Genomic DNA, 20817 nt, shown 5'->3' with positions numbered 1-20817 from the left:
TGCCGGGCGCGGGAACACCACGCCCGGCACCAGCAGATGCCACCGACCCGGGCCCCGTCAACGACGCGGGTAGACCGTGCCGTCGGGCGGTGTCTCCAGCGTACGGAGATAGGTGTTGATCGCCCGTTCCGGGAGCGGCGACTGGCACTTGCGGTAGAGCCAGTGGTCCACGGAGTCCAGGACGGCGAGCCGCCCCGACGGGAATTCCTGCGCCATGCGCCGCGCACCCGGCAGCGGGGTCGCCAGGTCGTGCCGGGCGTTCACCACGAACACCGGCGGGAGCGTGCCCTTGGCCTGCTGCGGTTCCGGCTCGGGCGCGGCCGGCCAGCCCTGGCAGCCGAGGACCATGTCCAGGGCCTGGGAGTTGTAGCGGGCGTGCGGCGCGGCGGACCGGGCCTGCTGCCGCAGCTCGCGGTACTCGTCCCAGTCGCGGATGCGGAAGTCGTAGTCCCGGCACATCACGGTGCGCCAGGCGAGTACCGGAGTGCTGTCGGTCCAGTAGACCTCGCCCCTGCCGCTGTTCAGGGCACTCAGCTGCTCAGCGGTGGTCTGCGGGTTCCACTTCCCCAGGTAGTCGGTGAGGAAGCCGGACAGCTTGTCGGCGGTGACCTTCTTCCGCGTCGGGCCGTGCGGCCCCGGTTCGAAGAGCCTGCCCGCGTCGGCGCGCGCGAAGAGCCCCCGGACGACGGCCTTCACGTCCTTGCCCTTCAGCGCACACGAGGTGGTCTTCGCGCACCAGTCGGCGAGTTGCTGCACACTCCCCTCGACGGCGGCGGAACCGTCCCTGAGGTAGCGCCCGGCGTCCGGCCGGGACGGGTCCATCGCGCTGTCGAGGGCCAGCGCCCGGAGCTTCTGCGGGAAGAGGCGGGCGTATTGGCGGCCGATGAGGGTGCCGTACGAGTGCCCCAGGAAGCTGATCTTCTTCTCCCCGAGGGCGGCGCGGATCGCGTCCATGTCGCGGGCGACGCTGACGCTGTCCATGTGGTCGGCGACCGGGCCGCTGCGCTGACGGCAGCTGTCGGCCAGCTGTTTGTTGAGGGTACGCAGGCGCTGGAACTCGGCGGCGTTCTTCGGGCGGGTGGGAATCTTCCCGGCGAGCTTCTCGTCGCACCGGAGCTCTCCGCTGCGGCCGATCCCGCGCGGGTCGAAGCCGATGATGTCGAAGCGGCTCCGGATGTCCTTGTCATAGCCCTCGGTCGGGCTGTCGGCGTAGAGGGCGTCGTCCAGACCGCCCGTACCGGGGCCGCCCGGGTTCGAGAGCAGCACACCGAGGCGCTTGTCGGGGTCGGTGGCTTTCTGCCGTGCCACCGCGATCTTCATCGTCGGCCCGTCGGGCTTCGCCCAGTCGACCGGCACCTCCACGGTCCCGCACCGGGCCCGCTTGCTCGGGTCGGGGAAGGGCGGATCGGCCTTGGGACAGGCGGACCATTTGATCGTCCCCACCGGGGCGGCACCCGCCGCCGGACTTCCCGGGCTGGCCCCCGCACTCCACGGCGTCAGCAGCGACCCGGCAAGCACCGCCACGCCCACCGAGGCCGTGAGGCCCACCTTCCGGCGCGACCGGCGCGCCCGGCCGTCCAAGCTCTCGCCCGGCCCGTCCCCGGGCCGCGAAAAGGAATCTGTAGCGTTCATGCCGCACACTGAACCGCCCCCGCGTCATGGCCCTTCCATGGCCGGATGATGGCGACGTAACAGCCCGCGCCCCGCCCGCGCCCCCGCTTCCGCTCCCGCCGAGGCGGGCCTACGACCCACAGAGGGAAAGCGGCGGGTCACCCGGCAACGTGGGAAACCGCCCGCAGCAGCGCCTGCGCCCGCGGATCCGCCGTAACCCCGCGCTGCATCCCGTTCGTGACGTATCCGAACGACAGCCCGCGCTCCGGGTCGGCGCCGGCGAGCGAGCCGCCGCGCCCCGGGTGGCCGAACGCGCCGGGGGCCAGGAGCGGGGAGGACGGGCCGTGGAGCATGAAGCCGAGGCCGAAGCGGGTGGGGACCAGGAGGGTGCGGTCGGGGCCCGCGGACTCCTCGGTGCGGGCGAGGGTGAGGGTGGCGGGGGCGAAGAGGCGGGAGTGGCCGTCCACGGGGCCGATGAGGGCGGCGTAACAGCGGGCCAGGGAGCGGGCGGTGGCGATGCCCGCGGAGGCGGGCAGCTCGGCGGCGCGGTAGGCGGGGGCGTTCTCGTCGGGGGCGGGGGAGATCGCGGCGAAGGCGCGGTGGGTGAGCGAGTCCGGATCGGCGTACGCGTCGGCGACGGACCGCTTCGGGCGGACGCGGAGCCCCGCGGCGGCGGGCGGGGCCGGGGTCTCGACGGCGGCGAGCCGCCCGACGCGGGATCGCTCCGCCTCGGGCAGGCCGATCCACAGGTCGAGGCCGAGCGGCCCGGCTATCTCGTCGGCGACCCAGGTGCCGAGGGTGCGGCCGGTGGCCCGCAGCACCAGTTCGCCGAGCAGCCAGCTGTAGGTCTGCGCGTGGTAGCCGTGGTCCGTGCCGGGTTCCCAGGCGGGTGCCTGGGCGGCGAGGGCGGCGGGGCCGCTGACGCCGTCGATGGCCTGCGCGGGGGTGAGCGGGGTGTCCAGGACGGGCAGTCCGGCGCGGTGCGTGAGCAGATGGCGGACGAGGACGCGTTCCTTGCCGGCGGCCTTGAACTCGGGCCAGTACGTGCCGACCGGCGCGTCGAGGTCGAGCTGGCCGCGCTGGTGCAGCAGCAGCGGGACGACGGCGGCGATGCCCTTGGTCGCGGAGCGGATCACCTGGGCGGTGCCGGCCTCCCAGGGCGCGGCCGCCGGGTCGTCGCCCGCGTCGCCGTCCCTGGTGCCGCCCCACAGGTCCACGACCTTGCGCCCGTGCCGGTAGACGGCGACCGCCGCGCCCCGCTCACCGCGCCGCGCGAAGTTGGCCATGAAGGCGTCCCGGACCGGCTCGAAGCCGTCCTCGACCGTGCCCTGGACGTCCACCACTGACTCCCGCTTCCCACTCATCCGTCGCATTCGTGACCCATCCATGGTGCAACGCGCGGATCAGTGCTCATGACCAGGACCGCGGCGCCCGTGGTGTTCGTCACACGCGGAGAGCGAGGCGGGGGCCGCCTCAGCCGTGGACTACCGCGGGACCTGGACCGATCGCGGATCGAAGCCGAAGGGCAGCTCCAGCCGGTGGGTGCGCATCAGTTCCTCGTCGCACAGCAGGTCCTGGGTGGTCCCGTCGGCGACCAGCACGCCGCCGGAGAGCACGACGGACCGCGGGCACAGCTCCAGCGCGTACGGCAGGTCGTGGGTGACCATCAGGACGGTGACGTCCAACGACCGCAGGATGTCGGCGAGTTCACGGCGGGAGGCGGGGTCGAGATTGGAGGACGGCTCGTCCAGGACGAGGATTTCCGGCCGCATCGCCAGCACCGTGGCGACGGCGACCCGGCGGCGCTGCCCGAACGAGAGGTGGTGCGGCGGCCGGTCGGTGTACTCGGCCATACCGACCCGGGTGAGCGCCTCGGTGACCCGCTCCTCCAGCTCGGCGCCGCGCAGCCCGGCGGAGGCGGGCCCGAAGGCGACGTCCTCCCGGACGGTGGGCATGAACAGCTGGTCGTCGGGGTCCTGGAAGACGATGCCGACGCGGCGGCGGATCTCGGCGAGATGCTCTCTGGCGACCGGGAGTCCGGCGACCGCGACGCTGCCGGCGCCCGCTTCGAGGATGCCGTTGAGGTGCAGCACGAGGGTGGTCTTGCCGGCGCCGTTGGGCCCCAGCAGGGCGACCCGCTCACCGCTGCCGACGGTCAGGTCGACGCCGAAGAGCGCCTGGTGGCCGTCGGGGTAGGCGTAGGCGAGGCCGGAGACGGCGAGGGAGGGGGCGGGCGTGGTGGTGCTCAAAGGGTCCATCCCAGGAGGCAGACGGCGAGCGCGGCGAGCGGGAGGGCGGCCGCGCGGGTCCATTGTGTGCGGGTGGCGGCGCTGCCGTCGACCACGGGCATGGTGCCGGTGTAGCCGCGGCTGACCATCGCGAGGTGGACCCGCTCCCCGCGTTCGTAGGAGCGGATGAACAGCGCCCCGGCGGACTTGGCGAGCACGCCCCAGTGGCGGACGCCGCGCGCTTCGAAGCCGCGGGAGAGCCGGGCGATCCGCATCCGCCGCATCTCGTCGGTGATCACATCGCCGTAGCGGATCATGAAGGACGCGATCTGCACGAGCAGCGGCGGCATCCGGAGCCGCTGCAGGCCCAGCAGGAGTTCCCGCAGCTCGGTGGTGGAGGCGAGCAGTACGGACGCGGCGACGCCCAGCGTGCCCTTGGCGAGGATGTTCCAGGCGCCCCACAGCCCGGACTCGCTCAGGCTCATGCCGAGGACGGTGATCCGCGGCCCCTCGGCGACGAACGGCATCAGCACCGCGAAGGCGACGAACGGCACCTCGATCAGCAGCCGCTTGAGCAGGAACCCGGCCGGGATCCGGGCGGCCCCGGCGGCGGCCGCGATCAGCAGGGCGTACAGCCCGAAGGCCCAGACGGCCTCGCGCGGGGTGGAGACGACGACGAGGACGAAGCAGAAGACCGCCGCGATCTTGCAGTGCGCGGGCAGCGCGTGGACCGGCGAATGCCCGTGCCGGTAGAGCTTGTGCGCATGTCCTGCGCCCATGTCAGACGCTCTCGCTCGGGCGCTCGGCACCCGCGTCGGGCCGCTCCGTGGTGGCGGCGCTCCGGCGGCGGCGGACCACCACGAACACGCCGGTGCCGACGGCCAGCGTCGCGCCGACGCCGATGACCCCGGCGAGGCCGCCGGACAGCCGCGGGTTGGTGATGTCCTTGACGCTGTAGTCGGCGAGCGGGGAGTCCTTGGCGGCGTGGTCCTCGGCCTTGGCGTCGATGCCGTGGTCGTGGGCGACCTTCTCCAGGCCGTCGGGGTCGGCGGAGGCGTAGTAGCTGATGCCGCCCGCGCACACCAGGGCGGCGGCGAGGCCGGCCAGCCAGACGCGGCGGACGGAGCGGCGGGCGGGGGCCGGGGCGGCGGCCTCGGTGGCGGCAGCGGGCGCGGGGGCGGGCTCGGCCGCCTCGGTCCCGTCGGCGGGCCCGGCGAGCGGCGAGGTCCGCAGCTCCAGCGGCTGGGTCAGCCCGCGCGCACCGTAGACCAGGTCGGGGCGCACCGCGATCACGGCGCCGACGGTCAGCGCGGTGATCGCCGCCTCGCCGATGCCGATCAGCAGATGCACGCCCACCATGGCGGTGAAGACCTTGCCGATCGGCACATCCGCGGTCCCGCCGAGCGCGTAGATCGCGGTGAAGGCCACCGCGGCCGCGGGCACCGAGAGCAGCGCGGCGACGAACGAGGCCACGGTGATCGAGCGGCGGCGCCGCGGCAGCACCTTCACCAGGCCCCGGAACAGCGCGTAGGCGACCACGGTCGTCACGATCGCCATATCGGTGATGTTCACGCCCAGCGCGGTCAGCCCGCCGTCGGCGAACAGCACGCCCTGCATCAGCAGCACGACCGAGACACACAGCACGCCGGTGTACGGGCCGACGAGGATCGCCGCGAGCGCACCGCCCAGCAGATGCCCGCTGGTGCCCGCCGCGACCGGGAAGTTCAGCATCTGCACGGCAAAGATGAACGCCGCGACCAGTCCGGCCAGCGGCGCCGTACGCTCGGCGGCGGCGCTGCCGCCCGGCCCCGCACCCGCCAGCTCACGCCGGGCACCCCGCAGGCTGACCGCCACCGCGACGGCGGCGACCACCCCGGTCGCCGCCGACACCGGCGCATTGATGAATCCATCGGGTACGTGCATCTCGGCTTCTCCGCTTCAGGCGCAGGAACGCACCAATGGTGGTGCCTGCTGCAAATCTCTTGCAAGAGCACCCATGATGCGGAACGGTCACGGCGCCCGCGCAGGGGGGTCCCGCCTGGGCGCCCTCCCCGAGGGGCACATATGTGCGAAGCGGCGGGAACCTGCACCTCGCGGCCAGGCGGCGGTACCGGCGTCACCCGACCGAGTTGCCGCCGCTTGCCCGTCCCGAAACGATGGGTGCGTGAGCGATGCACCCGAGGCCGTCGGGCCGCGCCCGGAGCCGAACCCCGCCAAGCCTCGCGGGCAGCCGCGCCGGATACCGGACCGGCCGGACCCGCCGGGCGGCTCCTATCTGCGCTTTCCGCATCTGCACGGCGAGCTGCTCTGCTTCGCCGCCGAGGACGATCTGTGGATCGCCCCGCTCGCCCCGGACGGTGCGGAGCCCGGCCGCGCCTGGCGGCTGACCGTGGACCGCACCCGCGTCGGCCACCCCCGATTCTCCCCCGACGGGCAGCAGATCGCCTTCACCACCTGGCGCAGCCTCGACCCGGAGGTCCATCTGGCGGCGGTCGAGGGCGGCCCGGCCCGGCGGCTGACGTACTGGGGCAGCACCGACGCCCGGGTCTGCGGCTGGACGCCCCCCGACCACGAGGGCCACTCCCACATCCTGGCGGTCTCCTCGCACGGCCAGCCGTTCTCGTACTACTCGTGGGCCTACAGCGTGCCCACCGACGGCAGCCCCGGCGGACAGCTGCCCTGGGGGCCGGTCTCCGATATCGCGGTGGCCGATATCGGCGGTGAGCACCGCACCCTGCTGCTGAGCGGCAAACCACCGCACGAGCCCGCCTCCTGGAAGCGCTACCGGGGCGGCGCGATGGGCCGGATGTGGCTGCACGGCACCCGGCTGCTGCCGGATCTGTACGGGCACCTGGACTCGGTGATGTTCGTCGGCGGCCGGGTCGCGTTCCTCTCCGACCACGAGGGCATCGCCAATGTCTACTCCTGTCTGCCCGACAGCACGGATCTGCGCCGCCACTCCGACCACACCGACTTCTACGCCCGGCACGCCTCCACCGACGGCGCGCGGATCGTCTACCAGTGCGCCGGTGATCTCTGGCTGATCGACGATCTCGGCCCGGACGCGGTGCCCCGCAAGCTGGCCGTGCGCCTGGGCGGCCCGCGGGCCGGGCGGCGCACCTACCAGGTCCCGGCCGCCGCGCACGTCACCGCGCTCGCGGTGGACGGAACCGGGCGGGCCAGCGCGGTCGGCGTCCGCGGCAGCCTGTACTGGCTCACCCACCGCGACGGCCCGGCCCGGACCATCCACGACGTCCCGGGCGTACGGGTCCGGCTCCCCGAGATGCTGGGCGACAGCGGGCGGATCGCCTATGTCACCGACGCCGAGGGCGAGGACGCGATCGAGATCACCAACCTGCCGCGGGCCAGCGCGCCGGGCGAACCGCGCCGGCTGGCCGCCGGGGAGCTGGGCCGGGTCCAGGAGATGACCGCCGCCCCGGACGGCGAACGGCTGGCGGTGGCCGCCAACGACGGCCGGCTGCTGCTGGTCGACGTGGCCCGGCCGGAGGAAGGGGCGAGCGAGGAGGACGCCTCCGGCGGGGTCACCGAGCTGGTCCGCTCCGCCAACGGCCCGGTCCGCGATCTGGCGTTCTCCCCCGACTCCCGCTGGCTGACCTGGTCGCACCCCGGCATCGGCCGGTCGCTGCGGCAGATCAAGATGGCCCGGCTCGCCGACCGGCACATCGTGGACGTCACCAACGGCCGCTTCGAGGACGAGCAGCCGGTGTTCACCCGCGACGGCCGCTATCTGGCGTTCCTGTCCTGGCGCGGCTTCGACCCGGTCTACGACGTGCACACCGGCGATCTGTCGTTCCCGCTGGGCTGCCGCCCGCATCTCGTCCCGCTGTCGTCGGCGACCCCGTCCCCCTTCGCGCTGTCCCCGGAGGGCCGGCCCGCGGCGGGCGGCCTGGATCCGGACGAGATCCCTCCGCCGTCCGGCGAGGGGCCGCTGCTGGTCGAGGTGGAGGGGCTGGCCAACCGGGTCACCCCGTTCCCGGTGGCGGCGTCCAAGTACTCCTCCCTGGAGCCGGTCAGCGGCGGCGGGCTGGTCTGGCTGCGCTGGCCGATCTCCGGTGCGCTGGGCGAGACCTTCGCCAACCCGGCCGAGACCTCGGGCCGCCCCACTCTCGAACACTTCGATCTGACCAAGGCGCGGCGCACCGAACTCACCAGCTCCCTCGACGAGTTCGCGCTCAGCGGCGACGGCTCCCGGCTGGTCGTCAACGACGAGGGCGAGCTGCGCGCGGTACCGGCGACCGAAACGCCGGACAGCGACAGCACGGTCTTCCTGGACCTGCGGCGCATCCTGCACGATGTCGATCCGGTGGCGGAGTGGCACCAGGCGTTCGAGGAGGCGGGCCGGATCACCCGGGCGTACTTCTGGGATCCGCGGATGTGCGGTATCGACTGGGACGCGGTGCTGGCGCAGTACCGGCCGCTGCTGGACCGGGTCGCCTCCCCGGACGAGTTCGCCGATCTGCTGCGCGAGGTGATGGGCGAACTGGGCACCTCGCACGCCTATGTCACCGGCGCCCGGCGCAACGAGGGACCGCCGCACTACCAGCGTGCCATGGGCCTGCTCGGCGCCAACCTGGTGTGCCGGGACGGCCGTTGGGTGGTCACCCGGATCCTGCCCGGTGAGTCCTCGGACTCCAAGGCCCGTTCACCGCTGGCCGGCACGGGCATCCGCGAGGGCACCGCGCTCACCCATGTCGACGGCCGCCCGGTGGACCCGGTGGCCGGCCCCGCTCCCCTGCTGGCCGCGGCCGGCGGCACCACGGTGGAGCTGACGTTCTCCCCGCCGGACGGCGACGGCCCGGCCCGCCGGGTCGCGGTGGTCCCGCTGGTCGACGAACGGCCGCTGCGCTACCAGGACTGGGTGGCCAAACGCCGGGACGTGGTACGGGAGTTGAGCGGCGGCCGGTGCGGCTATCTGCACATCCCCGACATGGGCGGCTCCGGCTGGGCGCAGTTCAACCGCGATCTGCGGATGGAGGTCTCCCGGCCCGCGCTGATCGTGGACGTACGGGGCAACGCGGGCGGCAATATCTCCGAGCTGGTGATCGAGAAGCTGACCCGCACCATCATGGGCTGGGACCTGACCCGGGACGCCGAGCCCGTCTCGTACACCAGCAATGCGCCGCGCGGCCCGGTCGTCGCGGTCGCCGACGAAATGACGTCCTCCGACGGCGACATGATCACCGCGGCCTTCAAGCTCCAGGGCATCGGCCCGGTGGTCGGCATGCGCACCTGGGGCGGGGTGGTCGGGATGACCGGCCGGCACCGGCTCGCCGACGGCACCGCGATCACCGTCCCGATGAACGCCGCATGGTTCCGCCTGTACGGCTGGGGCGTGGAGAACCATGGCGTCGAGGTCGACATCGAGGCACTGCGCTCCCCCCTGCACTGGGCCGAGGGCCGCCATCCCCAACTGGGCGTCGCGATCCGCACGGCACTGGAACTCCTGGAGCGGCACCCGGCGTCGACCCCTCCGGACCTGTCGGACGTGCCGGACCTGCGGCGGCCGCCGCTGCCGCCACGGGGTGAGGGCACGGCGGAGGCGGCGGGGGCGTGACGCCTGCGGGCGCGTGACGTCCGGGGGCTCCTGACGACTGCGGGCGCCTGCCCCTGCTTCCTGACCTCTGCGGGCTCCTGAAGCCTGCTTCCTGACACCTCAGCACACCCCCTCCCGCCTGCGCGGACAGCCGTGCACCGGGCCAGAGACGAAAGATCATCTTCCGGTTACGGGCTCATCACATACGGGTCGTACTCTCCACGGCCGGGGCATCCGCAGACGCCCCGTCAACACCCCCCAGCTCAACGGAGATACACCCATGGGAATCCGTCACCGGATCGCGCCGCTGGCCGCCGTGCTGGCTCTGGCCGGCGGCCTGACCGCCACCGCAGCCACCCCCGCGCTGGCCGCCCAGCCGGCGTCCGGGAAGACCACCGGGACGGCCGCGGCCGACGGTACGTACCTCTACTTCAACAAGAACCAGAGCAACCCGCACAACTCGCGGCTCTACCTGATGCAGAGCGTTCCGGACGCCAAGGACACGGTGCTCGCCAAGTACCGCGCCGGCTCCGGCGACGGCGGCCCGCGCGGCAAGGACGAATGCGCCACCTCGCAGGGCTGGCTGCCCAACGGCAGCTACCAGGTGCTGGCCCACGACGCGCACTACAACGGCGGGGACCAGGGCATCAACGGCAAGGTCATACACGTCGAGGACAAGCTGTGCGAGAACGGCCGGACCACCCGCGCCGAGCTGTTCGTGCACAGCGAGATGTGGCCCGAGGGCAGCCAGGCGTCCCCCGAGCCCGGCAAGGACAACCCCTACCGCTGGGAGGGCTCCGATGACTACCGCTCGCTGGGCTGCATCAAGCTGAACCCGACGGACATCAACAACCTCTTCAGCAAGGCCGAGCGGTACGGCTGGCCGGAGAAGCTCAAGGTCGTCAGCTGACCTCGGGCGCCGACTGACCTCGTCGGCGCGGAGGTTGGGGGGACACAGGGGGGAAGCGGTGGGGCGCACCCGGTCGACCGGGTGCGCCCCTCACGCATGGCGCGTACGCCGCCGCGCGTGGTGTTCAGGACGTGCCACGTCAGCTCTGGAAGCGGCCCTCGGCGGCGTCCATCGCGTCCTGGGCCGGACGACGGCCCTGCTGGCCACGGTCACGGGGCTGCTGGCCGCCCTGACGGCGGTCACCCTCCCGCTCCGGGCGCTGACCGCCACGCTCCTGGTCCTGGCGCTGACGCTCGTGACCCTGCTCGCGGGAGTCACCCATGGCCTTGTGCGCCTGGTCCTTCAGCTCGTTGGCCTTGTCCTGGAACTGGTCCTTGATGCCCATGCTGTTCACTCCTAGTGGGGTGTTTGAGGGGGGTTTGGGCCCCGTTCAGCGTGACACGCCCGGACATTGCTCGCATTTCGATCACGGATGACTACGTTCCGTAAGGGACGGCGGTGCTCAGCGGCCGCTCACCGGTCCGCCCGCGCCTTCTCGTCGGCCTCGCCGCCGGCCCCCAGCAGACCGACCCGCATCCCGTCCAGCCGGTCCCCGAAGCGCCGCATCTCCCGCTGCCCCACCGTCCCGATGAGCGCCGGCAGATACCCCCGGACCGACTGCATCCCGCGCAGCCACCACTGCCCGTAGACATGGGCGGAGCGGCGCTCGATGCCCGCGACGATCCGGTCGACGGCGGGGCCCGGCGGATAGGTCTTGTTCGACGGCCAGGGCAGCCGGGAGCGCAGCTCGCGCATCAGGTCGTCCCGGTCCGCGCCCCGCACCATGTCGGTGTCCGTCCAGCTCAGATAGCCGACGCCGACCCGTACGCCCCGGTGGCCGACCTCGGCGCGCAGACTGTGCGCGAACGCCTCGGCGCCCGACTTGGAGGCGCAGTACGCGGTCATCATCGGCGCCGGGGTGATCGCGGCCAGCGAGGCGATCTGCAGGAAGTAGCCGCGGGAGGCCGTCAGGAGGGGCAGGAAGGCCCGGCCGGTGACCGCGCCCCCGATGAGATTGACCTCGATGACCCGTTTCCAGGCGACCGGGTCGGAGTCGGCGAACGGGCCGCCGGTCGCCACCCCGGCGTTGGCGACGACCACATCGGCCTTCCCGAAACGGTCCTTGACCTCGTCCGCCACCCGGGCCATCGCCCCGTGGTCGGTGACATCGGCGTGCCAGTGGTGCGCCGGGCCGGGTAGCGCGGCCGCGACCCCGCGCAGCTCGTCCGGCTCCAGACCGACCAGCGCCAGCGTCGCACCGCGCGCCGACAGCTTGCGGGCCAGCAGCGCACCGACCCCGCGCGCCGCCCCGGTCACCACCACGACCTGCCCGGCCAGATCCCTGCTCGCCCTCATGGCGTCTCCTCCTTCTTCTTCTGCCGTGCGCCGTGGGGGACTTCGGCGGTCGCGGCCGCGCCGTTGCCGGTGCCGGTGCCGGTGCCGGTGCTCCGCAGATGGTCCCGGACCAGGTCGCGCAGCCTGCCGGAGACCGCGCCGGGGTCCTCGATCGGCGTCATATGGCCCCGGCCCGGCAGCTCGGTCAGCCCGCGGAAATCGGGCAGCACGGAGGCCAGCCGACGGGCCTGCACCAGCGGGGTGAGCCGGTCGGCGGTGCCCACGAGGACCGCGGTCGGCAGCTCCAGCCGCCCGGCGCCGCCGGTCAGTTCGAGGCTGTCCAGTACAGCGCCCCATCGGGCCCGCACGCCGGACGGGCAGCCGTGCACGATGCGCACACATGCCTCGATCTGTTCGGCGGTGACGCCCGGCCCCATGGTGGCGTACTTCAGTGCAAGCCTGGTGAGCGGCGATACAGGGCCGAGCGGGGCCCGTGAGCGCAGCATCAGCCCGTGGGCGCGTCGGCGGCCCTGTGGGCTGCGCAGGGGGCACACCGTTGATTCGGCGGGGAGTCCGGCGCTGGCGGTGCTGCACAGCAGGGCGGCGGCGGCCCGCTCGCGCAGCTGCGGCCGCTCGGCGGCGGCCATGATCGTCATGCCGCCCATGGAGTGGCCGCCCAGCACGGCGCGTTCGCCCGTCGTCAGGGTCGCCTCCAGTACGGCGACCAGGTCATCGGCGAGGGCATGGGTGCTGTGACCGGCCGGCCCGGTGGCGGGGCTGCGGCCGTGACCCCGCTGGTCGTAGACGATGACCTTGTGGTCGGTGGCCAGATCGCGGACCACCGGGGCCCAGAAGGCGGTCGAGCAGGTCCAGCCGTGCGCCAGGACGACGGCGGGGGCGGACTCGGGGCCATGGACCTCGGTGTACACCCGGGCGCCGTCCGCCGAGGTGACGGTGCGCGTCGTCCGCGGCACCGGCGGGGCGTACGGCCCGTTGGTGACATGGGCGGGGCGGCGGCTCATACGGCCACCTCCGCGCGCTCGCCGGTGCTGCTGCCCGCGGGTTTCGGCGGCCGCAGCACCTCGTACTCCGCCAGGTCGACCTGCCGGGTGACCTTCTTGAACTCCCCGGTCGTCCCCGGCCAGACGGTGCTGTTGCGGCCGTTGGCGTCCAGATACCAGCTGTCGCAGCCGCCGGTGCTCCACACCGTGCGGGTCATCCGCTGCTGGAGCTTGCGGTTCCAGTCCTGGACAGCGGACGGCCGGGCGTCGAGCGCGATCTTCCCGCCGAGGACGTCCAGCTGGCGCATGAAGTCGGCCAGATAGTTCAGCTGCGCCTCGATCATCAGGATCATCGAGCTGTTCCCTAGGCCGGTGTTGGGCCCGATGATGGTGAGGAAGTTGGGGAAACCGGCCGCGGTGGCGCCGCGCAGCGCCTCCATGCCGTCCTTCCACTCCTCGGCCAGCGTCGTCCCGTGGACACCCGTGACGCGCTTCGCGATCGGCAGGTCGGTCACATGGAACCCGGTGCCGAAGACGATCGCATCCGCCTCCACCTCACTCCCGTCGGACCCGACCAGGGTGCTGCCGCGGACCTCCGCCAGCCCCGCGGTGACCACGTCCACATTCGGCTGCGCCAGGGCCGGGTAGTACGTATTGGAGAGCAGGATGCGCTTGCAGCCGATGCGGTAGTCGGGGGTCAGCGCGGCCCGCAGCGCCGGGTCCTTGACGGCCTTTTTCATATGGTTCCGGGCCAGGGATTCGATCAGGCCCAGCCGCTCGGGGCGCTTGGTGAAGGCGCTGACCTGCATTTCCCGGATGCCCCACAGCAGCCCGCGGCGCGCGGCCCGGGTCGCCGGGACCTTGGTGTGCAGCCATTTCTCGGCCGCGCTGATCCGCCGGTCGGCGCGCGGCAGCACCCAGGGCGGGGTGCGCTGGAAGAGCGTGAGGCGCTGTACGTCCGGCTGGATGGCCGGCACGATCTGGATCGCCGAGGCCCCCGTACCGATCATGGCGACGCGTTTGCCGCGCAGGTCGTAGTCGTGGTCCCAGCGGGCGGAGTGCGAGACCTTGCCGGGGAAGGTGTCCAGCCCCGGGATCTCGGGCACCTTGGGGTCCGACAGCGGTCCCGTCGCCGACACCACCACCTCCGCGGTCAGCGACCCGCTCGCCGTCTCCACCTCCCAGTGCAGCGCCTCCGCGTTCCACCGCAGGGAGCGCACCTCCGACTGGAAGCGGAGGTGCGGCCGCAGCCCGAAGATGTCGGTGACCCGCTCCAGGTACGCGCGGATATGCGGCTGCCCGGAGAAGTTGCGCGGCCACTCCGGGTTGGGCGCGAAGGAGAAGGAGTACAGATGCGAGGGCACATCGCACGCGCACCCCGGATAGCTGTTGTCCCGCCAGGTGCCGCCCACCGCGTCGGCCCGCTCCAGGATCACGAAGTCGGTGATCCCCTGACGCCGCAGCCGGACCGCCGCCCCCAGACCACCGAAGCCCGATCCGATCACCGCAACCCGCACATGCCCGCGCTCGCGCCCGTCCATCCCGCCGCCTCCCGAGTTCGACGTTCTTCCTGCCATTTTCGGTTGCCATGCCCCGGGCACGGCAGCCGTCCCAGCCGCCCGCCCAACCACGCCAGCAATCACTGGCGCAATGGGAGCGTAGGGCAGCCACGTACCCAGCGGTAGGGGGCGGACGGTAGGAAGTTACTGCCGGTCGCACACCGGCCCCCCGCGTCACACCCCCGGCATAGGCTGAACCCGTGGCAGCGAACCAGAACCCCCACGACGAGCGGACGGAGCCCGCGGACCACCCTCCCGCGCGCGAATTCCGCATGGCCGACCTGGCCAGGGAAGCCGGCATCACGGTCCGCACGCTGCGCTTCTACCGCGAGCGCAAGCTCATCCCGCCGCCGCGCCGCGAGGGCCGGATCGCCTGGTACAACGAGCACCATCTCGCCCGGCTGCGCACCATCGGCGCCCTCCTGGAGCGCGGCCACACCCTCGGCGGCATCGCCGAACTGCTCTCCGCCTTCGACACCGGCCGCGAGGTGGGCGAACTCCTCGGCCTGGAGAACCCCCTGGTCCCGGCCTGGTCCGAGGAGACACCGGTCCGCTTCACCCCCGAGGAACTCGCCGACCACTTCAGCAAGGACATCACCCCGGAGAACCTCAGCACGTCCCTGGACCTCGGCTATCTCGCCGTCGACGGCGACGAGTTCGTCCACATCAGCCGCCGCCTGCTGGACGCCTCCACCGAACTCGTCAACAGGGGCGTCCCGTTGGCCGCCGTCCTGGAAGCCGGCCGCCAGGTGCGCGCCCACGCCGACGCCCTCGCCGATGTCTTCACCGACCTGATCCGCACCCACCTCCTCTCCGATGTCCTCGCCCGCGTCGCGGCGTGCGAGGGCGTCGGCCCCCAGGAGGCCGACCACATCACCGAGACCATCGAAAAGCTCCGCCCGCTCTCCAAGGGCGTGGTCGAGGCCGAGCTCTCCATGGCCATGGACCGCCGGGTCCGGGCGGAGGTGGCGCAGTGGCTGCGCGAGGAGGGCCGGGAAGGGCCGGAGGAGAGGTGACCGCGGGCCGCCGGGGGACGGCCTCGTACCGTCACGGCCGGTACCGCGCCGCCTGATCCCGCAGCCGCTCCCGGGCGAGGTCCCGGTCGGCCGGGGTCTCCTCGGACGCGACGCGCTGCGCGGCGTAGATGCGCACCAGCTCGGTCCGTACGTAGTGCCCCTGCACATGCTCCTCGACCAGGTGCGCGTCGGTCAGTTCGGCGAGGTGGCGGTGGGTGCGTTCGGGATCGCGGCCGGCCAGGGCCGCGGCGGCGGGCAGGTCCACGTCCGGGCCGGGGTGGAGCCCGAGGAGGCGGAACAGCCGGGCCGCCCCGCTCGACAGCGCGCGGTAGCTGAGATAGAGGCAGGCCTCCACCGCCAGGTCGGCGTCATGCGCGGACAGTTCCTGGAGCCGGCGGCGCTCGTCGGCCAGCTTCCCGGTCCAGCAGCCCAGTGACCAGTCGGGGTGCGCCATCAGCCGGGCCGCGGCGATCCGCAGGGCCAGCGGCAGCCTGTCGCACCGCTCGACGAGCTCCCGGGCGGCCGCCGGGTCCGCCGCGAGGCGCGCCGGGCCCAGTACGTTGCCCAACAGCTCCAGGGCGTCGTCCGCGGCGAACGGCCCCACCGTGACCAGGGCCGCACCGTCCCGGACCACCAGCCCGCTCAGCCGCCGCCGGCTGGTCACCACGGCCAGACAGCCCGGCGTCGCGGGCAGCAGCGGGCGCACCTGTTCCGCCGTGCCGGCGTTGTCCAGCACCACGAGCATCCGCCGCCCGGCGAGCAGCGCACGGTAGAGCGCCGAGCGCTCCGCCAGACCGTCGGGTATCCGCGCCTCGGGCACCCCCAGGGCCCGCAGGAACATCCCCAGCACAGTGTCGGGCCGCATCGGAGGACGCTCGAACCCCCGTAGATCGGCGAAGAGTTGCCCGTCGCGGAACTCCGCCTTGTGGCGGTGCGCCCAGTGCACCGCCAGCGTGGTCTTGCCGGCCCCGCCGCCGCCCGCGAGCACCACACAGTCCGGCCGCGGCAACCGGTCCAGCTTCTGGTCCAGCGCGGCGATCTCCCGTACCCGTCCGCAGAAGTCGGCTATACGGGGCGGGAGTTGGGCGGGCCGGGGCGGGGGCGGGGCGACGCCCGGACCGGAGCGGACGCCGGGAGCGGTGTGGGTCGGGGTGACGACGGTCGGGGTGGACACGGGCGGGGCGATCACTGGCTTCCCGCTGAGCACCGCCAGATAGGTCGCATTGAGCGACGGGCCGGGGTCGATGCCCATCTGCTCCTCCAGATGGCGTCTGGTGCGGTGGTAGTGGTCGAGGGCTTCCGCCTGTCTGCCGCTGGCCTGGAGCGCGCGCATCAGGAGCGCGGTCAGCTCCTCGTGCAGGGGGTGCTCCGCGAGCCAGGCGGTCAGCTCCGTGATCAACTCCCCGTAGCGGCCCAGCATCAACAGCCTGGAGCCGAGCTCCTGCAACGCCGCCACCCTCGCCTGCGTCAGTCCGACGCCCAGCGTCCGCCGCACCCGCTCACCGGGCACATCCGCCAGCGCCTCGCCCCGCCACAGCCCGAGTGCCTGGCGCAGTTTGGCGACGGCGGTCCGCGGCTCGTCCTCATGGGCGCCGGACACCAGATACCGGAACCGGTGGACGTCCACCGCGCACGGATCGGCGAGCAGCACATACCCCTGGCCACGGGTGGCGATTTCGGCCTGGCCGACCAGCAGCCGCCGCAGACGGTGCACATGGTTGTGGACCACGCCTCTCGCCCTGGCCGGCGGGTCCCCGTCCCAGGCCAGGTCGATCATTCTGCTCACCGTGATCACCTGGTTGACCTCGCTGATCAGAATCGCCGCCACACTGCGCAGCCGGCCGGTTCCCAAACTCAGCAGTCGCCCACTGTTCACTTCAATTTCAACTGGCCCTAGTAGCCGCAACTGAACCATTGTGACCTTCGAGTTCATGCCGCCGGTGGACGCACGGCAAACCGCCCCTTTTTCCAGGAAGACCACCGATAGGAACACAGGGTTCCGTTTCCCTCATTCGCTCTCACTATATGGACACAGTCAGCGAATTGACGAAAAGTCACTTAAACACGGGCCGTTGACGGACTCCGTGATCACGTCGTGAGCGGATCATGAGCCGGGCCGCGAATGATCGTTTCCGCACCGGCGCAGTGGCATTCCCAAGCGGCTGCCCCGGGCCGCCTCTCCGCCCCCGCAACCGCACCGGGGACGGGGAGGTCTGCCACCCCCTACACATGGAGGAAAACCATGTCCCGGAAGAACCTCGTGAAGAAGAGCCTCGCCGCAGCCGCCCTGTGCGCGGCGCTGACCGGCACCGCCGTGGCCTTCCCCGCGACCGCCTCGGCCACGCCGGTGGCCGCCGCCGCGGCCGCGGGCGAGTCGCCCGTCAGCGTCGGCGCCAACGCGAACCTCAACCTCAACGTCGACGTTCTGGGCATCGCCAACAAGATCGAGGCGTCGATCAAGACCGCCCAGAACCGCGAGGGCTTCGTCAAGAGCTTCATGGAGTCGGCGTTCTACGCGGCCGGCGGCAAGTACAACGTCATGGTGCACAACCTGAGCCAGCCGTACGAGGACCACTTCAACGGCGTGAAGTCGTTCGGCACCGCCACCTACGACGGTGTCGTCTACGGCATCTGGGTCTTCGAGGACGGCGAGTTCACGAACAAGGGCGACGGCGGCTACATCAACTGGGCCTTCCGCGGCATCTGGGAGCGCCCCGACAACGGCGGCTACGTGAAGTTCTCCCGCGTCTCCTGAGCCCCCGGTCGCACCACTGACCCACCTCCCCTCACAACGGCCCGCCGGACCACCCGGCGGGCCGTTCCCCATACCACCCACCACAGCACAAAAGTCCCCGAGATATCCCTTGCGTCGGACCACCTCATGAATTCCCTGCGACCAGAACTGGACACCGCAAGCGGAATTGCAATCCCCGACCGGGCCGAGCGCGTGCGAACGCGAGGCGCGGCCGGGAACGGCGACGAGAAGGGCGCGGAGAGACCGTCCGCTGGGGCGGGGGACCCCTCGCAGTACGGGTTACCGCGCCGCCACTGCCCTTTGCCGCGCGTCGCGGTGCTCCCAGGTCCACGGTGCGTCACGAAGTTCATCAGGCAGCCCTGCAAGCCCCGCCGTGATGTGGTCCATGGCATCCGTGTACCGGGCAAGTCCCAGGTTCGCCAGCCCCATGTTCAGGCGGTTGAACTCGGGCGTGAGCCAGTAGGCCGTCTCCGGGGGCGGCAGTTCGGCGGCAGCGGCCGTCAGCCTCTCCGCGTTCTCAACCAAGCGGAGGGCATCGTCTCTCTCCCCCGACTCCGCCATGCCTGCTGCTGCCTGGAGCATGTCCCCGAGACGCTGAGCGGGGTGGGCGCCCAGGGTGTAGGCGGCAGCGGAGTACCAGCGGGCAACCCCGCGCGGTCGGCCCTGCCGGCGTGCGATATACCCCTTGAAGTTGAGCGCCTGCGCGGCCAGCGTGCCGTTGCCCACCTCGTCCGCCAGCTCCACCGCGTCGTTCAGCAGGTGCACCGCCTTGGCGTCCTGGCGTAATTGGGCGAGCATCCATCCGCCGAACTGGACGAACTCGGAGGCGACTTCCGCCAGCCGGTCGCGTTGTGGCCCCCGGGCGGCCTTCAGCAGGTGGGTCACCTCGTTCATCTGTGTCAGGGTGGCCGGAAGTACCGACTGGGGCTTGACCGTGTCATCCAGCCGCCGGTACGCGGCGAGGACCCCGGCCAGTGCGTCCACGGTCCCCGCGTCCAGCCGGGAGGGGTTGGCCACACTGCGGGTCACCCGAGAGCGGTCGTCAGTGTCGAGCAGGGTTCCGGCCAGCGCTCCCCCGGTCTTGAGCAGATCGTCGAGCGACCCGGCCAGCTTGGGCGACGGCTGCTGCTTGCCGCTCAGCACCCGGGACAGGTAGGCGGGGTCGTGTGAGGACCCCGGCCGGACAAGCCTGGAGCGCGGGCAGACGCGCCCGGTCCGAGCTGACGGGCTCGGGGCTCTCGCCCCGGTCCGCCCCCGTCCGGGGTGCTGCCCAGGCCGTGAGGGCAAACCCCCTTGGGCCCGGGAAGCCCAAGCACCTCTTGCGGTCCCGTCCAGCGGCGGCGAGCACCACAGCCGGACGGGGCGCCCTGGTGCGAGCTACCGCTCGAAGACCACCGTCACCGGCGCATGGTCCGACCACCGCTGGTCATGGCTGGCCGCCCGCTCCACATACGCCTTCGTCGCGCGTGCGGCGAGGCCGGGGGTGGCCATGGCGTAGTCGATGCGCCAGCCCGCGTCGTTGTCGAAGGCGCGGCCGCGGTAGGACCACCAGGAGTACGGGCCCTCGGTGTCCGGGTGCAGGGCGCGGACGACGTCCACGTAGCCGCCGCGGGTCTCGTCCAGGACGTCGGTCAGCCAGGCGCGCTCCTCCGGGAGGAAGCCGGCGTTCTTCCGGTTGGCCTTCCAGTTCTTCAGGTCGGCCTCCTGGTGCGCGATGTTCCAGTCGCCGCACACCACCACCTCACGGCCGTCCGCCGCGGACCGCTTGCGCAGCTCGACGAGGTACGGCAGGAACTCCGCCATGAAGCGTTCCTTCTCGTCCTGCCGCTCCGTGCCGACCTCACCGGAGGGCAGATAGAGGCTGGCGACGGTCACACCGGGCAGATCCACCTCGGCATAGCGGCCGCTGCTGTCGAATTCCGCCGAGCCGAAGCCGACCTGGACGCGGTCCGGCTCCCGCCGGGTGTAGAGGGAGACGCCGGCCCGGCCCTTGGCGGCCGCCGGGGCGTGCACGGTGTACCAGCCCGCGGGCTCCCGCACCTCCTCCGGAAGCTGGGCGGCCTCGGCCCGTACCTCCTGGAGGCACACCACATCCGCCCCGGTCTCCGCCAGCCACGGGACAAAGCCCTTCTTGGCCGCGGCGCGCAGCCCGTTCACATTCACAGAGGTCACGGTGAGCATCCGGGCACGATACCCACCCCTGGAACCTCATCGCGCCGGGCACCCGGCCCCCCGTACGCTTTCTGGAATGGAGATACGCCCGTCCCGCTACGACCACCCCGACGCGGTCGCCCTCGACGCTCTGGTGCAGCAGGAGTACGCCCGGCGCTACGGCGACGAGGGCGACATCACCCCGCTCACCCCGGAGATGTTCACCCCTCCGCACGGCACGTATCTGATCGCCTACGACGGCGGCCGCCCGCTGGCCACCGGCGGATGGCGGCGGCAGGAGGACGCCGCGGAGGGGTACGCGGTCGGCGACGCGGAGATCAAGCGGATGTACGTGGTCCCGGAGGCACGCGGACGGGGGCTGGCCCGGCGGATCCTTGCCGCCCTGGAGGCCGACGCACGGGCCGCGGGGCGCACCCGCATGGTGCTGGAGACCGGGATCAAGCAGCCCGAGGCGCTGGAGCTCTATGCCTCGTCCGGCTATGCGCTGGTCAAGAAGTTCGGCCTGTACCGGACGTATGACGACAGCCGCTGCATGGCGAAATCGCTGGTGAGCGGGGGCGAGGCGCCCCGGAGTCGCTGAGCGGCCGGCCCCGGCCGGCCCCCGGTCGGCCCCCGGCCGGCCCCCGGGCCGTCGCTG

At 72.4% G+C, this 20817-nt stretch carries 17 protein-coding genes; 5 read left to right on the top strand and 12 right to left on the bottom strand.

Translation table 11 applies throughout. The features are described 5' to 3' along the window. Positions 1 to 57: 57 nt before the first annotated feature. The 5 genes from STRTU_RS21115 to STRTU_RS21095 form a co-directional block, all read right to left on the bottom strand. Positions 58 to 1443 (bottom strand): alpha/beta hydrolase, encoded by a 1386-nt coding sequence (locus tag STRTU_RS21115; protein ID WP_246240969.1) that lies wholly within the window; start codon positions 1441 to 1443, stop codon positions 58 to 60. 326 nt (positions 1444 to 1769) lie between these two features. Then, positions 1770 to 2984: a serine hydrolase domain-containing protein gene (locus tag STRTU_RS21110; protein ID WP_246240960.1), complete on the bottom strand. Its 1215-nt coding sequence runs from the start codon at positions 2982 to 2984 to the stop codon at positions 1770 to 1772. 111 nt (positions 2985 to 3095) lie between these two features. After that, the gene (locus STRTU_RS21105) at positions 3096 to 3869 is read right to left on the bottom strand and encodes an energy-coupling factor ABC transporter ATP-binding protein (protein ID WP_174878902.1); all 774 of its coding nucleotides are present in this window, start codon (positions 3867 to 3869) and stop codon (positions 3096 to 3098) included. Next, complete coding sequence (cbiQ, locus tag STRTU_RS21100; protein WP_159745131.1) at positions 3857 to 4618, bottom strand: cobalt ECF transporter T component CbiQ; 762 nt, start codon at positions 4616 to 4618, stop codon at positions 3857 to 3859. Before cbiQ ends, STRTU_RS21105 begins: the two co-directional genes overlap by 13 nt. Position 4619: 1 nt before the next feature. Then, positions 4620 to 5762 (bottom strand): energy-coupling factor ABC transporter permease, encoded by a 1143-nt coding sequence (locus STRTU_RS21095; RefSeq protein WP_159745129.1) that lies wholly within the window; start codon positions 5760 to 5762, stop codon positions 4620 to 4622. 316 nt (positions 5763 to 6078) lie between these two features. Between STRTU_RS21095 and STRTU_RS21090 the strand changes: the two genes are divergently transcribed. Together STRTU_RS21090 and STRTU_RS21085 are read left to right on the top strand one after the other, a co-directional pair. After that, complete coding sequence (locus STRTU_RS21090; protein ID WP_159747112.1) at positions 6079 to 9414, top strand: S41 family peptidase; 3336 nt, start codon at positions 6079 to 6081, stop codon at positions 9412 to 9414. Positions 9415 to 9673: 259 nt separating this feature from the next. After that, positions 9674 to 10303: a hypothetical protein gene (locus STRTU_RS21085; RefSeq protein WP_159745127.1), complete on the top strand. Its 630-nt coding sequence runs from the start codon at positions 9674 to 9676 to the stop codon at positions 10301 to 10303. A gap of 139 nt (positions 10304 to 10442) precedes the next feature. On the opposite strand, the gene STRTU_RS21080 is transcribed toward STRTU_RS21085, so the two are convergent. The 4 genes from STRTU_RS21080 to STRTU_RS21065 form a co-directional block, all read right to left on the bottom strand. Next, positions 10443 to 10688: a hypothetical protein gene (locus tag STRTU_RS21080; RefSeq protein WP_159745125.1), complete on the bottom strand. Its 246-nt coding sequence runs from the start codon at positions 10686 to 10688 to the stop codon at positions 10443 to 10445. Between the two features lie 128 nt (positions 10689 to 10816). Next, a complete protein-coding gene (locus STRTU_RS21075; RefSeq protein WP_159745122.1) occupies positions 10817 to 11698 on the bottom strand; it encodes an SDR family oxidoreductase in 882 nt (293 codons plus the stop codon). Further along, positions 11695 to 12699: an alpha/beta fold hydrolase gene (locus STRTU_RS21070; protein ID WP_159745120.1), complete on the bottom strand. Its 1005-nt coding sequence runs from the start codon at positions 12697 to 12699 to the stop codon at positions 11695 to 11697. Before STRTU_RS21070 ends, STRTU_RS21075 begins: the two co-directional genes overlap by 4 nt. Then, complete coding sequence (locus STRTU_RS21065) at positions 12696 to 14219, bottom strand: flavin-containing monooxygenase (protein ID WP_159745118.1); 1524 nt, start codon at positions 14217 to 14219, stop codon at positions 12696 to 12698. Before STRTU_RS21065 ends, STRTU_RS21070 begins: the two co-directional genes overlap by 4 nt. A 290-nt stretch (positions 14220 to 14509) precedes the next feature. Here STRTU_RS21065 and STRTU_RS21060 point away from each other — a divergent pair, with 290 nt between their 5' ends. Next, complete coding sequence (locus STRTU_RS21060; RefSeq protein WP_159747111.1) at positions 14510 to 15253, top strand: MerR family transcriptional regulator; 744 nt, start codon at positions 14510 to 14512, stop codon at positions 15251 to 15253. Between the two features lie 31 nt (positions 15254 to 15284). On the opposite strand, the gene STRTU_RS21055 is transcribed toward STRTU_RS21060, so the two are convergent. Then, on the bottom strand, positions 15285 to 17129 hold the full coding sequence (locus tag STRTU_RS21055) for an AfsR/SARP family transcriptional regulator (RefSeq protein WP_246240950.1): 1845 nt from the start codon (positions 17127 to 17129) through the stop codon (positions 15285 to 15287). A 366-nt stretch (positions 17130 to 17495) separates the two neighbouring features. On the opposite strand from STRTU_RS21055, the gene STRTU_RS21050 reads away from it, so the two are divergent. After that, the gene (locus STRTU_RS21050; protein WP_159745116.1) at positions 17496 to 18008 is read left to right on the top strand and encodes a stress protein; all 513 of its coding nucleotides are present in this window, start codon (positions 17496 to 17498) and stop codon (positions 18006 to 18008) included. 279 nt (positions 18009 to 18287) lie between these two features. Here STRTU_RS21050 and STRTU_RS21045 read toward each other — a convergent pair whose 3' ends face one another. Further along, complete coding sequence (locus tag STRTU_RS21045) at positions 18288 to 19151, bottom strand: NsdA family TPR-like regulatory protein (RefSeq protein ID WP_246240947.1); 864 nt, start codon at positions 19149 to 19151, stop codon at positions 18288 to 18290. Between the two features lie 234 nt (positions 19152 to 19385). Beyond that, a complete protein-coding gene (locus tag STRTU_RS21040; protein WP_159745114.1) occupies positions 19386 to 20189 on the bottom strand; it encodes an exodeoxyribonuclease III in 804 nt (267 codons plus the stop codon). Positions 20190 to 20256: 67 nt separating this feature from the next. On the opposite strand from STRTU_RS21040, the gene STRTU_RS21035 reads away from it, so the two are divergent. Further along, the gene (locus STRTU_RS21035; protein ID WP_159745112.1) at positions 20257 to 20760 is read left to right on the top strand and encodes a GNAT family N-acetyltransferase; all 504 of its coding nucleotides are present in this window, start codon (positions 20257 to 20259) and stop codon (positions 20758 to 20760) included. Positions 20761 to 20817: the final 57 nt, after the last annotated feature.

Source organism: Streptomyces tubercidicus (assembly GCF_027497495.1).
Classification (GTDB): Bacteria; Actinomycetota; Actinomycetes; order Streptomycetales; family Streptomycetaceae; genus Streptomyces; species Streptomyces tubercidicus.
The sequence above is the reverse complement of the archived record's forward strand: the minus strand, read 5'-3'. Positions and strand labels throughout refer to the sequence as shown.